General features: G+C 58.4%; 9 protein-coding genes. 6 read left to right on the top strand and 3 right to left on the bottom strand.

Annotated features, from left to right (window positions below):
• Positions 1–62: 62 nt before the first annotated feature.
• Both katG and DV711_RS12040 read right to left on the bottom strand, forming a co-directional pair.
• A complete protein-coding gene (gene katG, locus DV711_RS12045; protein ID WP_114695954.1) occupies positions 63–2,273 on the bottom strand; it encodes a catalase/peroxidase HPI in 2,211 nt (736 codons plus the stop codon).
• Positions 2,274–2,365: 92 nt separating this feature from the next.
• Entirely contained in the window at positions 2,366–3,286 is a 921-nt protein-coding gene (locus DV711_RS12040) for a hydrogen peroxide-inducible genes activator (protein ID WP_114695953.1), read from the bottom strand.
• Between the two features lie 161 nt (positions 3,287–3,447).
• Here DV711_RS12040 and DV711_RS12035 point away from each other — a divergent pair, with 161 nt between their 5' ends.
• From DV711_RS12035 to tadA, 3 genes are read left to right on the top strand one after another with little or no spacing between them, the layout of a single operon-like run.
• Positions 3,448–4,830 carry a hypothetical protein gene (locus tag DV711_RS12035; protein ID WP_114695952.1) on the top strand — a complete coding sequence of 461 codons (1,383 nt, stop codon included), beginning with the start codon at positions 3,448–3,450 and terminating at the stop codon, positions 4,828–4,830.
• Between the two features lie 35 nt (positions 4,831–4,865).
• Complete coding sequence (locus DV711_RS12030) at positions 4,866–5,396, top strand: hypothetical protein (RefSeq protein ID WP_114695951.1); 531 nt, start codon at positions 4,866–4,868, stop codon at positions 5,394–5,396.
• Between the two features lie 3 nt (positions 5,397–5,399).
• Complete coding sequence (gene tadA, locus DV711_RS12025) at positions 5,400–5,927, top strand: tRNA adenosine(34) deaminase TadA (protein ID WP_481318822.1); 528 nt, start codon at positions 5,400–5,402, stop codon at positions 5,925–5,927.
• Between the two features lie 4 nt (positions 5,928–5,931).
• Here the strand turns inward: tadA and mltF are convergent, their stop codons facing one another.
• A complete protein-coding gene (gene mltF, locus DV711_RS12020; RefSeq protein ID WP_114695949.1) occupies positions 5,932–7,392 on the bottom strand; it encodes a membrane-bound lytic murein transglycosylase MltF in 1,461 nt (486 codons plus the stop codon).
• A 141-nt stretch (positions 7,393–7,533) separates the two neighbouring features.
• Between mltF and purL the strand changes: the two genes are divergently transcribed.
• Genes purL through DV711_RS12005 form a run of 3 tightly spaced genes read left to right on the top strand, consistent with a single transcriptional unit; the run spans position 7,534 to position 14,474 of the window.
• On the top strand, positions 7,534–11,439 hold the full coding sequence (gene purL / locus DV711_RS12015) for a phosphoribosylformylglycinamidine synthase (RefSeq protein ID WP_114695948.1): 3,906 nt from the start codon (positions 7,534–7,536) through the stop codon (positions 11,437–11,439).
• Positions 11,440–11,478: 39 nt separating this feature from the next.
• Entirely contained in the window at positions 11,479–13,146 is a 1,668-nt protein-coding gene (gene pgi, locus DV711_RS12010; RefSeq protein ID WP_114695947.1) for a glucose-6-phosphate isomerase, read from the top strand.
• A complete protein-coding gene (locus DV711_RS12005) occupies positions 13,146–14,474 on the top strand; it encodes a UDP-glucose dehydrogenase family protein (protein WP_114695946.1) in 1,329 nt (442 codons plus the stop codon). Before pgi ends, DV711_RS12005 begins: the two co-directional genes overlap by 1 nt.
• The last annotated feature ends 9 nt before the right edge of the window (positions 14,475–14,483 follow it).

The raw sequence follows: 14,483 nt of genomic DNA, 5'->3' as shown, positions 1-14,483 counted from the left end.
TGAAAGAAAAGGCGGCGCTTGATGTGCCGCCTTTTTTGTTTGCCCGCATCGGCCTGGCCGAATCAGTTCAGCTCAAATCGATCCGCCAACATCACCTTGCTCCAGGCGGCAATGAAGTCCTCGATAAACTCAACCTGGCCGTCGCTGGAGGCGTAGGTTTCCGCCACCGCCCGCAGTTCGGTGTTGGAACCGAAGATCAGATCAACCGAGGTGGCGGTCCATTTCGGTTTATCCGAGGCGCGGTCAACACCTTGGTATACGCCGTCTTCCGCTTTTTCCCAACGGGTGGACATATCGAGCAGGTTGACGAAGAAGTCGTTGCTCAGGGTGCCGGGCTGATCGGTCAGGATACCGTGTCGTGAGCCGGCGCTATTGGCGTCCAGCACCCGCATTCCACCGATCAGCGCGGTCATTTCCGGAATCGACAGCCCCAGCAAATCGGCCTTCTCGATCAGCATCTCGGTCGGCGAGCCGTAGGCGGCAGGGCTGTAGTAGTTTCGGAATGCATCGGCGTTTGGCTCCAGTACCGCAAAGGATTCGACGTCGGTCATCTCCTGGCTGGCATCGGTGCGACCCGGCTTGAATGGGACCTTGACGTCCATACCTCCGCTCTTGGCGGCCTGTTCGATCGCAGCCGTTCCGCCCAGTACGATGGTATCGGCCAGCGAGACCTTTGTACCCTCGGGCAGCGACTGGTTGAAGCCTTGCTGCACTTCGGTCAGAGTCTGCAGCACTCGCGCCAGCTCATCGGGGCTGTTGGCCGGCCAGCCCTTCTGCGGCGCCAGCGCGATACGGGCACCGTTGGCACCACCGCGCATATCGGAGCCGCGATAGCTGGAGGCTGAAGCCCAGGCGGTTCTGACCAGTTCGGATACGCTGAGGCCGCTGTCGAGAATCTTGCCTTTTAGCGCCTCTACCTGGCTATCGTCGATCAGCGTGTGATCAAGCGCCGGTATCGGATCCTGCCAGATGAACTGCTGCTCCGGCACCTCACTACCCAGATAACGCGAGCGGGGACCAAGGTCCCGATGGGTCAGCTTGAACCAGGCACGGGCGAAGGCTTGGTCGAAGGCTTTGGGATTTTTCCAGAATCGCTCGGCGATGGCACGAAAGCCCGGATCCTTCTTCAGCGCCATATCAGTGGTAAACATCACCGGTGGATGACGTTTGCCGTCGATATGGGCGTCGGGGACCAGCTGTTGGGCCGCTTCGTCGATCGGGGCCCACTGGGTGGCGCCGGCCGGGCTCTTGCTCTGTTGCCACTGGAATCGGAACAGATTGTCGAGATAGAGGATCGACCAGGCGGTTGGGGTTGAGGTCCAGGCTCCTTCCAGGCCGCTGGTCAGGGTATCTTCGGCATTGCCCTTGCCGCACTTGTTTTGCCAGCCGAGTCCTTGATCTTCGATCGGAGCGGCACCCGGTTCCGGGCCGACACAGTCGCCTTTGCGAGCCCCATGGGCTTTACCCAGGGTGTGACCGCCGGCCACCAGGGCGACGATCTCCTCGTCGTTCATCGCCATTCGGCCGAAGGATTCGCGCATATCGGCCGCTGCCGCCAGTGGGTCGTGATTGCCGTTGGGGCCTTCGGGATTCACATAGATCAGCCCCATCTGGACCGCTGCCAGCGGTTTTTCCAGCTTGCCGTCTCGGTAGCGTTTATCGTTGCCGAGCATCTTGGTTTCGGCGCCCCAGTAGACCTCATCGGCCTCCCAATCATCGACTCGGCCACCGGCGAAACCAAGGGTTTCGAAGCCCATCGATTCCAGCGCCACATTACCAGCCAGGATCATCAGGTCGGCCCAGGAGATATTGCGACCGTATTTCTGCTTTACCGGCCACAGCAAGCGCCGGGCCTTGTCCAGATTGGCGTTGTCGGGCCAGCTGTTGAGTGGGTTGAAACGCTGTTGGCCGCCATCGGCGCCACCGCGACCGTCATGGACCCGGTAGGTGCCGGCGCTGTGCCAGGCCATCCGGATCATCAGGCCGCCGTAATGGCCCCAGTCCGCCGGCCACCAGTCCTGTGAGGTGGTCAGGGTTGTCTCGATATCAGCCTTTAGCGCCTCCAGGTCGATGCTGCTGAAGGCGGCGGCATAATCGAAGCTGTCGCCGTAGGGGTTGGAGCGGTTGTTGTGGTTCCGCAGCGGATCAAGGTCGAGCTGTTTCGGCCACCAGAACTGGTTGGATGGTGTCGCAAGCTCAGATGCTGAGAGGTTTAGCGGGGTTAGGCTTGTCAGTACAGCAGCAGCCACCAAGGGGATGGTTTTTTTTATCATCTGTCTGCCCTCCTAAGGAGTGGGGATCGGGTTCTTGATCAGGATGATCCAGTCCCGGTGGCAGGTACATTTGATAATTTGGAAGCTGATATTCAGTTTTTTCCTGAGCTATCGTCCTCGCTTTGAGCTAGTGCCTCTTTGCAGAGCGCAATTAGCGCTTCGACACTCGACATCCGTGTCGAGTTGGGGCGCAGAATAAACGCGATCCGTCGATGGGGGCCGGGTTCGCCAAGGTGCAGGGCCGACAGGCTTTGGTGTCGACCAATCAGTTGTTCTAACGCCATCTGGGGTACCAGTGTGGTCCCCAGTTGGCCCAGCACCATCTCGATCAGAGTGTTAAGACTGGTGGCGCCGACGCCCTGGTTGGCGATCTGCTGTGGCAGGCGGCAAACTTCAAGGGCATGCTCTTTAAGGCAGTGCCCCTCTTTGAGTAGCATCAGATTGCAGTGATTCAGCTCGCCGCTGGTGATCTCTGTCCGATCGGCGAACTGCTTTTCTTTCAAACTGACCCAATAGAAATCTTCCTGCCAGAACTCCATCGTCAGCAGGCCGTCACAGGCGTAGGGTAGGGCAAGGATGGCAGTATCGATTTCGCCGCTGCGTACCTGATCCACCAGTACTTGCGATTGCTCCTCGACGATGTTGAGCTGAGCATTCGGGTGGCGTTGATTCAATAACGGTAGAAATCGAGGGAGCAGGTAGGGGCAGATGGTTGGAATAATGCCGATGCTGATGGGAAAGCTGAGCGGGCTTCGCTGGCTGTCGGCCAGTTGCTCCAGGCTGTCCACCTGCGCCAAGATCGCGTGGGCGTGCGCCAATACCTGATGGCCAATCGGGGTGATCAGTACCTTTTTATTGTCCCGCTCAAAAATCTGCAGTCCGAGTTGTTTTTCCAGTTCATTCAGCGCCGTGCTAAGGGCCGACTGACTGATATGGCTGAGTTCGGCTGCGTGCTTGAAGTGAAGCGTCTTTTCAACCGCGACGGCGTAGGAGAGTTGTTTAATTGAGATCATAGGGGGGTATCATTGCCGTTTTATGATTAACATCAGCTATCTAACCTCTATAGAATTCGGAGTCGTTGGCGTCGGGATCGTTACTGAACCGACTGAATTGCCATCGGTAGCTGCTAAATTGTAGGCTTAATCAGTTAAGGAAATGCTTAAGGTGATGGGTTTTGAATCCGCTTCTGCGTCGTAAAATTCTTCGTATCACATCGGCCGTGATCGTGCTGCCGCTGCTGGTTGCTGGTGGTGCTTACGGCTATTACTGGTACCAGATTCGCTCGGTGGTGGAGGACTTTGCCCGTCAGCTGTCCCCCTTTGCCACCCTCAGTTACAGCAAGATAGAGGCCGGACTGGATGGTGTGGCCGGCGTCAGTGGGTTGCAGTTGATTCCAGAAGGTCAGAAGGAAGGGGTGACGGTCGATCGGGTTCTGTTCCGGGCCTCGGATCCGCTCGAGTTGATGCAGTTGCACTGGGGAATTGAGAAAGGACAGCTGCCGCAGCGTCTGGGAGTGGATATCCAGGGGATGCGTTTGGCCGCCGATTCACCGGTACTGCTGCAGTATCAAGAGATGCTGCCGCAGCAACAGCATCAGAGCGATTGGATGCTGGGTTGTGAGCAGGCGATGGGGACCTTGACTCCGACTCAGGTGATGCAACGCTTGGGATATCAGCAGCTGGAGTTGGATCTGTCGATCAGCTATTGGTTTGATAATGTCGATAAGCAGCTGCAGGTGGACCTTCACACCGGGATGGCCGATGGTTATGAGATGGATCTGGGGATCGTACTGGATTTAAAGATCAACCAATTCGATCAGCACAACCTACAGTTTGCCCAGCCCTGGATCAGTGATATTCAGCTCGACTATCAGGATAAGTCGCTCAACGGCCGACAAAACCGTTTCTGTGCTGAGGGGTTGGGGGTGGAGGTCGAGGCCTATGTCGACAGCCATATCGAGCTGTTGCTGCAGCGTTACCGCCTGTTTGGGCTCGAGCCGGGCCCAGCGTTGGTGGCCGGTTATCGCCAGTTTCTACTCGGAAAGGGGCAGTTGCAGTTGGAGCTGCTCAGTGGAAAGCAGCTGGGTGGACCAAGCCTGTTGGGGATAACTCCGGAGCTGTTGCTGGAGCAGCTGGCTCCGAAGCTGTGGATAGACGGTCAACCGATCGAGCCGCTGGAGGTGGCCTGGGTGTCGCCGGAGCAGGGTGAGGCCTCGATTGAGGAGGAGGTTCGAACCCGGGTCGAGGCGTTGAACGAGCTGTTGCAGAGCCCCTTTATTGAAGAGGCTGATGAGCCCGAGACCCCGCCAGCGCCCGAGGTTGAACAGTTCAGCAGTTACACGCCGCCAAGTGGTGGCTACCAGACGGTAGCGATGGAGCGGCTACCCGGCTTTATCGGTAGCCAGATTCGGATCCGGACCCAGAACGGCTTCCTGCTGCAGGGGCGGTTGTTGTCGGTAGGCGATGATGAGCTGCGGATCTATCGCGAGGTTGGGACTGGTGATGCGACCTTGCCGATCGCCTTTCGGCATATCGAGCAGGTGCTGGTCTACCGATGATGGCGGTCTTTTCGCATGTTCTTAGGATGAGTGAGATGTTCAGATTCGTTTGCCTGATTGCTGGGCTGTTTGTTGCTCCTCTGCTATCGGCGACCGAGGTTGCCAGTCTGACCGCCTGTAAGGCGGAGGCCGAGGCCTGGATCTGCGCCAGCTGGAAAGACAACCGGATGTCGGTGTTTCGCAGTGAGCACTACATCAGCGCGCTGGAGTTCAGCGGGCAGACAGAGGCGGATTCCTCGATCAAGCTGCCGGCGGCCAATGCAGGCTCCGGCATTCGTTCCGTTGCCGAACCGCCGGCATTGGCGGAAGGTCGTTATACCCTGCAGCTGTTGGCCTGCAACGCCGAGCCTTGCCGGAAACGGATGAGCAAGCTGCAACAGATTCCAGATAGTCGGGTGGTCGAGATCCGTAATGATGACCAGCTCTGGCAGGTGCTGCTGGTGGGAGAATTCGGGACCATCAAGTCGGCTCAGCGGCAGGGGGGTGAATTGATCACCCGCTATGGCCTGCGGGATAAGCCCTGGGTGCGCTCAATGGAATCGATCAAGCGGCGCCAGGTTCGCTAGACGTTGGCTTCTGATATGGACAAGGATCCGGCTGCCGCTGAACAGTTGGCCGAAGATCGGCACTGGATGGAGCGGGCGCTTGAGCTGGCTCAGCTCGGTGCGGAACAGGGCGAGGTTCCGGTCGGGGCTGTGGTGGTTCTGGACGGAGAGGTGATCGGCGAAGGTTGGAATCAGCCAATCGGTAGCCAGGATCCCAGTGCCCATGCCGAAGTGGTGGCGATCCGGCAGGCGGCGCAGAGGGTGCAGAATTATCGGCTGCCGGGCGCGACGCTCTATGTCACGCTCGAACCCTGTACCATGTGCACGGGCGCCATGGTCCACTCCCGTATCAGTCGGTTGGTGTACGGCACCACCGAGCCCAAGGCCGGGGTGGTCGCCAGTCAAGCTCAGCTGCTCGATAGCGACTGGTTTAACTGGGCTGTTGAGGTGCAGGGCGGGGTGCTGGCCGAGCGTTGCAGTACCCAGTTGAGTCAATTTTTTGCGCAGCGACGGGCGTTAAAAAAACAGCGCAAGCAAGCCACCTCGGAATAACCGATTACAGGGTTTGCGGGGTGTTCTCCAGGTCGGTGCCGGCAGATGGTGCCGGCGGCCCCATGATTTCGGGTACCGCCATCATCTCTTGAATCGCTTCGTGGCGGCTCTCCAGCTGCAGCATGGTCTGGTAGCGACGTATATTCTGCACGTATTGGACCGGCTCATAACCACGGGCGAAGCCGTGTTTTACCTTGTTGTACCAGCGTGGCTGCGCCAGTTTAGGCAGATGCTTGGCTACATCTTCCCAGCGATCCGGGTTGTCGCCGGCCTGTTGGGATAAGACTCGGGCGTCTTCCAGATGTCCGCGGCCGACATTGTAGGAGGCCAGCGCAAACCAGAGTCGATCCTCTCCCTGAATGCGCTCGGGTATCCGTTGAAACTGCTCAGCGAAATAGCGGGCGCCGCCGAAGATTGATTGCTTGGGGTCGGTGCGTTTGGTGACTCCCATCGCTCGGGCAGTATTCTGAGTCAGCATCATGATGCCGCGTACGCCGGTCGGAGAGACGGCTTTGGGATTCCAGTGGGACTCCTGGTAGGCGATCGCAGCCAGCAGCTCCCATTCAATCTGATGTTGCGCCGCCGCTTCAATCAGCCAGGCTTTGAGTTTGGGAAAGCGACTCTTGAGGTGTTGGCGGAAGGTCAGATTGTCGACGAGTCCGAGACGATGATCGATCTCAAAGTGGCGCTCTTTCAGGTCTTGGATCAGGTCCTGCGTGCTGGGTTGCTCAAAAAAATCGATCAAACTCTGTTGCAGGCTGCTGTCCGCGCTGCGCTTGAGCCACCACACCGACACTTGCGGATGATCCAGGGCAAAGGCGGCTTTAAGCCGCGGAAACAGCGCACGGCTGACCTCAAACGCTTCGGCATCAACCAGTGCGTACTGAATTTCACCACGATCGATCTGCTGGATCAGATCGAGTAACTCAACCCCAGGCTGGGCTTCAATCCAGGGCGGCTGTGGATCGAGTTTGGCGAGATATTCGGCGTGACTGCTGTCGGCGATCACATGGATCGGTTCACTGACCTCCTCCAGACTCTTCGGTGGCTTGTGGCCATCTCCCGAGCGGTAGATCAGAAACACCTTGCTGGTCAGGTAGCCGGGTCCGAAATCGAAGCGGGAGGTGCGATCATCGGTCAAAGCCAGTCCGGCAGCCGCCAGCTGAGCGTTGTTGAGTCGCAGGGCATTCCAGATGTCCTGGATCGAGGAGGAGGGTAGTAGCTCCAGCTCAACCCCCAGATAATCGGCATAGGCCTGACTGAGTTCAAACTCAAAGCCCCCCGGGCGTCCGTCTTCCAGATAGTAGGTCGTTGGACTCAGGCGGCTGATGACCCGCAGTTGCTTGCGTTCAAGGATACTGTCCAGTTGTGACTGCGGATTGTACTCCGAGATCACCGGCACAAACGACAGGGCGATACCGGCACCGATCAACAGCGGCAATTTTCTGATTAGCGCTTTTCTCATCGAGCCTGTCGGACTCCTAAAAATCCTTGGGGATACATGGCAACAGCAGGGTGATTCCAGTATTATTTGGCCTCAATTTCCGCCCCGCAATTGGGTGGGCGGATCGATTCCAAAACTGCTCTCCAGAGGCTTGTAAACGACATGCTAAAACTGCGTGGCGCTCCCGCTCTTTCCTCCTTCCGTCGTGAAAAACTTCTCGCTTGTTTGCAAGCAGAGGTCCCGGTAGTCAGCGCAGTATATGCTGAATACGTTCACTTTGCCGAACTGGCCGAGTCGCTGTCCGATGCGGATCTGCAGAAGCTGCAGACGATCCTGCACTATGGACCTAAGGTGGCGGTCGAAGAGCCCCAGGGCGACGCCCTGCTGGTAGTGCCGCGGATCGGTACCATTTCGCCCTGGTCGAGCAAGGCCACCGATATTGCCCATAACTGCGGCCTTGAGCAGGTTGTCCGTCTTGAACGAGGCCTGGCCTATTATGTGACCGCATCGGCTGAATTGAGTGCCGACCAGCGTCAAACGGTCATCGACCAGTTGCACGATCGAATGGTCGAGCAGGTGCTCGATAGCGTTGATCAGGCCGAGGCGCTGTTCAGCCATGCCCAGCCCAAGCCGATGTCGCAGGTTGATGTGCTTGCGGGTGGTCGCGATGCGTTGGTTCGTGCCAACATAGAACTGGGCTTGGCTTTGGCCGAGGATGAGATTGACTATCTGGTAGAGAGCTTTACCGAACTGGGCCGCAACCCCAACGATGTCGAACTGATGATGTTCGCCCAGGCCAACTCCGAGCATTGCCGCCACAAGATCTTCAACGCCAGCTGGGATATCGACGGCGAGGCGCAGGAGAAGTCGCTGTTCGCGATGATCCGCAACACCTACCAGGTTTCCGGCGACAATGTACTGTCGGCCTACGCCGATAACGCTGCGGTGCTGAAAGGCTCCCGTGCTGGCCGCTTCTTCCCTGATCCGGAATCCAAGAGTTACGGCTACAACGACGAAGATATTCAGATCCTGATCAAGGTCGAAACCCACAACCACCCGACCGCGATCGCACCCCATTCCGGTGCAGCGACCGGCTCCGGTGGTGAGATCCGCGACGAAGGCGCCACCGGTAAGGGCGGTAAGCCCAAAGCGGGCCTGACCGGCTTTACGGTTTCTGACCTGAACATTCCTGGCTTTGAGCAGCCGTGGGAATCGGACTACGGCAAGCCCGAACGCATCGTTTCGGCTCTCGATATCATGATCGAAGGCCCGATCGGTGGCGCGGCGTTCAACAATGAGTTTGGTCGTCCGGCCCTGACCGGTTATTTCCGCACCTTCGAGCAGTCCGTCAACGGTGCCAACGGTGAAGAGGTTCGTGGTTATCATAAGCCGATCATGATCGCCGGCGGCATGGGTAACATCCGCGACTCCCATGTGGACAAGGGCGAGATCGAAGTCGGAGCCAAGCTGATCTGCCTGGGTGGTCCGGCGATGCTGATCGGTCTGGGCGGCGGTGCAGCCTCGTCGATGTCATCCGGTTCCAGCTCGGCCGATCTTGATTTTGCCTCGGTTCAGCGGGACAACCCCGAGCTGGAGCGTCGCTGTCAGGAGGTGATCGACAGCTGCTGGCAGCGTGGTGATGCCAATCCGATCGCATTTATCCACGACGTGGGCGCCGGTGGTCTGTCCAACGCCTTCCCGGAATTGGTCAAAGACGGCGGCCGCGGTGGTGATTTTGAGCTGCGTAACGTCAACAATGACGAGCCGGGCATGTCGCCGCTGGAGATCTGGTGTAACGAAGCCCAGGAGCGTTACGTGCTGGCGGTTCAGCCGGAAGATATGCCGCTGTTCGAAGCGATCTGTGAACGCGAGCGTTGCCCCTATGCGGTGGTCGGTACCGCCACCGAAGAGCACCACCTGACCCTGGGCGATACCCATTTTGACAATAAGCCGGTCGACCTGCCGATGAGCGTGCTGTTCGGCAAACCGCCGAAGATGCACCGTTCAGTCGAGCGGATCAGCTACGAAGTAGCTGAGTTCGATAGTACTTCAATCGATCTGGCCGAGGCGGCCGAGCGAGTGCTGAAACTGCCGGCGGTCGCGAGCAAGAGCTTTCTGATCACCATCGGTGACCGAACCATTACCGGTCAGGTGGCCCGCGATCAGATGGTGGGTCCCTGGCAGGTGCCGGTTGCTGACTGCGCCGTAACTACTGCCGCCTACGACACTTACGCTGGTGAAGCAATGGCGATGGGCGAGCGTACCCCGCTGGCGCTGGTGGATGGTCCGGCTTCGGGTCGGATGGCGATCGGTGAAACCATTACCAACATGGCCGGTGCCCGTATCGGTCAGCTCAGTGATATCAAACTGTCGGCCAACTGGATGTGTGCCGCCGGCCATCCGGGCGAAGACGAGAAACTGTACGACACCGTCAAGGCGGTGGGTATGGAGCTATGCCCGCAGCTGGGCATCACCGTGCCGGTGGGCAAGGACTCGATGTCGATGCGGACGGTCTGGAGCGGCGATAACGACGAGCAGAAGAGCGTCACGGCGCCGCTGTCGCTGATTATCTCCGGCTTTGCGCCGGTTCTGGATGCCCGCAAGAGCCTGACCCCGCAGCTGCGTACCGATCTGGGCGAAACCGATCTGCTGTTGCTGGATCTGGGGAACGGCCACAACCGTCTGGGTCTGTCGGCCCTGGCGCAGGTTTACAATCAGGTTGGCCAGGACGTGCCCGATGTGGTGGACGCCGAACAGCTGAAAACCTTCTTCGCTGCGATTCAGGAGCTGAACGAGCAGGGGCTGCTGTTGGCCTACCACGATCGTGCCGATGGTGGCCTGTTCACCACCTTGGTTGAGATGGCGTTTGCCGGGCGTACCGGTCTCGATATCGATCTGGACCTGCTGGCGGCCGAATCAGCCGAACTGGCAGCAGCGCTGTTCAGCGAAGAGCTGGGTGCGGTGGTACAGATCAAGCGCGAGCACAGCGAACAGGTGCTGACCGAGTTGAATGCCGCCGGATTGGGCGACATTGCGATGGTGATCGGCTCGTTGAACGATGACGATCAGATCAACATCGGTTTTGACGACGAAGAGATCTATACCCAATCCCGTGAGCAGCTGCAGCGCTGGTGGGCGCAGACCAGTTACGAAATCCAGGCCCTGCGCGACAACGCCGACTGTGCCAAGCAGGAGTTCGACGGGTTGCTGGAGAAGAATAATCCGGGGCTGCACGCCGAGCTGAGCTTCGATATCAACGAAGACGTGGCGGCGCCGATGATCGCCACCGGCGTTAAGCCGCAGATCGCCGTGCTACGTGAGCAGGGCGTCAACGGCCAGATCGAGATGGCGGCGGCTTTTGATCGGGCCGGATTCGATGCGGTTGACGTTCATATGAGCGATATCCTGTCGGGACGACGCAACCTGGAACAGTTCAAAGGCCTAGTGGCCTGCGGTGGTTTCTCCTACGGTGACGTGCTGGGTGCCGGTGAAGGCTGGGCCAAGTCGATCCTGTTCAACTCGCGGGCACGGGACCAGTTTGAAGCCTTCTTCAAGCGTGATGACAGCTTTGCACTGGGGGTCTGTAACGGTTGCCAGATGCTCTCCAACCTTCATGAACTGATTCCTGGAGCCGAGCTGTGGCCGCACTTTGTCCGTAACCTGTCAGAGCAGTTCGAAGCCCGGGTGGCGATGGTCGAGGTACAGGACAGTCCGTCTATCCTACTGTCCGGTATGGCCGGCTCCAAAATGCCGATCGCTGTTGCCCACGGTGAAGGCCAAGCCGAGTTCAAGGATGCCGACCATCTGGCGGCACTGCAGAACAGTCACAATGTGGCGCTACGCTATATCGACAACGGTGGTCAGATTACCGAGACCTATCCGGCTAACCCGAATGGTTCACCGGCCGGCATTACCGGTGTCACCACTCCAGATGGTCGGGTGACCATCATGATGCCGCATCCGGAGCGTGTATTCCGGGCGGTCCAGAACTCCTGGGCGCCGGATGCCTGGAGCGAAGATGGTGCCTGGATGCGGATGTTCCGTAATGCACGGGTTTGGGTCGACTGATCGATCTGTCCAGCGACCAAGCCGGATACAAGGAGTGATATGACGGTTAAGCAGAGTCCCGCCTGGCAGGCGTTGGAACAGCACTACAGGGCGCAGATCTCGAATCTCGATCTGCGTCAGCTGTTCGATCAGCAGGCGGATCGTTTTTCCTCGTTGTCTTTCCAGCAACCGGGACTGTTGCTGGATCTTTCCAAGCAGCGTCTGAACCAACAGACGCTGCGGTTGCTGATTCAGCTGGCAGAGCAGCAAGGGTTGGATAGCTGGACCAAGCGTCTGTTTGACGGCGAGGCGGTCAACAGCTCGGAAGGCCGTGCCGCACTGCATACCGCGTTGCGAGCACCGCGGGGTCGCGACAATCTGGCCGAGGGGGTGTCCGTCACGGCGGATGTTCATGCCAATCTGGATAAGATGGCTGGACTGGTGGAAAAGATCCACAATCGCCAATGGCGGGGATTCAGCGGCAAGCCGATCACCGATGTGGTTAACTTGGGCGTCGGGGGCTCTGACCTGGGGCCCCAGATGGTCTGCCATGCCTTGGAAGAGTTTCGGGTTGAAGCCGCGGCGGATTTGCGGATCCATTTCGTCTCTTCGATCGACGGCTCCCAGTTGGCCGAGCTGCTTAAGCACCTGAATCAGGAAACGACGCTGTTCATCCTGTCGTCGAAATCCTTTACCACCATCGACACCTTGGCCAATGCCGATACCGCTCGTGGTTGGTTGGAAGAGAAGATCGACAATCCGGCGATCTTACTGCGTCAGCACTTTATCGGCAGCTCTGCCAATCCGCAGAAAATGTCCGAGTGGGGGATCGATCCGGCTAATCAACTGCAATTCTGGGATTGGGTCGGTGGACGTTATTCGCTCTGGTCGGTGATCGGCCTGCCGATCGCTCTGTTGGTCGGCATGACGGGGTTTCGCCAGTTGTTGGGCGGCGCTCATCAGATGGATCAGCATTTCCAGACCACTCCGGCTGCAACGAATCTTCCGGTACTGCTGGCGTTGGTTGGAATCTGGAATCACAACTTTCTCGGCAGCCGTGGTCATGCGGTACTGCCGTATGATGGCCGGCTCAAGTACTTTCCCCATTACCTGACCCAGTTGGAGATGGAGAGCAACGGTAAATCGGTCAATCGTGACGGGGATCGGGTCGATTACGACACCTGCCCGATCATCTGGGGCGAAGTCGGCCCCAATGCCCAGCACGCGTTTTATCAGTTACTGCACCAGGGCACCCAGCCGGTCAGCTGCGATTTTATTGCTCCGGTGTTGCGCTACCGCGAGAATACGGCTGAAGGCACCGGCGAGACCCTGCGTCAGCAGCAGAGCCTGACCTTGGCTAACTGTCTGGCCCAGTCTCGGGTGTTGATGCTGGGCGATCATGCCTTGAGCGATCAGGAGCGTCGCAAGCTGACTCGTAATGATCAACGTTACCCCGGCAACCAGCCGTCCAGTACCCTGTTGTTGCAGGAGTTGAGCCCATTCAGTTTGGGACAGCTGCTGGCATTGTACGAGCACAAAGTCTTTGTTCAGTCGGTGATCTGGGAGATCAACCCGTTCGATCAGTGGGGGGTCGAGTTGGGCAAACAGATTGCCAACAAAACCCGTTCGGCGATCGACCAGCCTGACTACCGTTTCGACGAAAGCTCTACCGACGGGCTGCTGGATTTTATCGGCCAGATCCAAGCCGATGCGCAGGAGGAAAGCTGATGCGGGTTTCGGTATACGGAAGCGGTCTGACCGCCTTGGTCACCGCCTGGGCGTTGGCCGATGTTGGTAATGAAGTCTTGCTCTGGCCCGGTCGGCAGGAGACGTTGCGAAAGCTGCGTCAACTGGTTCTCGGATTCGATGAACCTGGCTTGAAGGATCGCCTCAAAGAGCAGTTGATCACCGGACGTTTGCTGGCAGCAGAAACGGAAACACACGCCTTTGTTCACGGTGAAGTGCATTGCCTTGCCTACAAATCTACGGATCAGCTTCAGGCGGAAGCCTTATGCGAGCGTTTGGCCAAGGCGGCCAGCGCGCCGATTGTGTTGTTAAATCAGAGCACCTTTCCGGTCGGGACCACCGAGCGGCTACAGCAGCAGATGCGAGCGAAGCGTTCCGATGAGGCGAAGTCTGTCACTTGCTTGGCGTTACCGAGTTTTTTGCAGGAGGGGGCCGCGATTCAGGGGTTTACCCGGCCGCAGCGAATCCTGCTGGGCAGCGATAGCTGCGGAACCGGCGCCGAAGAGGTCGGTCTGAAGCGGGTTCAGGAACTGTTGCGCCCGTTCAATCGTAATCATGAACGCTGGCTGGGGATGTCGACCCGTGAGGCCGAGTTCACCAAGTATGCGATCAATGGCATGCTGGCCACCAAACTTAGTTTTATGAACGAAATGGCCAATCTGGCCGATCAGCTCCAGGTCGATATCGAGCAGGTTCGTAAGGGTGTTGGCTCCGACCCCCGGATCGGTTCCGATTATATCTACCCGGGCTGTGGCTTCGGGGGTTTGAGCTTCTCCGACGACGTAATGCGCCTGGCTGAAGCGGTCGAGGAGCGCGTCGAAGATTCCTACCTGCTCAGTACCGTGTTGCAGACCAATCGGCAGCAGAAAGAGGTGCTGTTCCGCAAACTCTGGCAGCTGTGGCAGGCGGATATGCAGGACAAGACCGTGGCGATCTGGGGGGCTTCGTTTAAGCCGGGTACTGATCGGATCGATAATGCACCCAGCTTGACCCTGATGCAGGCGCTTTGGGCCCAGGGGGTAACCGTTCGGTTATACGACCCCAAGGCGTTGGAGCAGGTGGCACAATGGGCAGGTGCACGTGCTGATCTGGCTTGCTGCGATGGCATGTATGAGGCGCTGGAAGGAGCCGACGCACTACTGATCGTGACCGAATGGAAAGAGTTCTGGAGCCCTGATTTTGAGCGGATGGCGCAATTGATGCCAAGTCGTTTGATTCTGGATGGGCGCAATATCTATGACCCGGGCTATCTGCAAGCCCAAGGGTTCCGTTATATCGGTATCGGTCGTTCTAACGGTGTCGAGATTTGATCATTGATT

Origin of the sequence: Motiliproteus coralliicola, assembly GCF_003345655.1 — a bacterium.
Lineage (GTDB): Bacteria > Pseudomonadota > Gammaproteobacteria > Pseudomonadales > Balneatricaceae > Motiliproteus > Motiliproteus coralliicola.
This window is presented reverse-complemented; position numbering and strand designations above follow the sequence as displayed.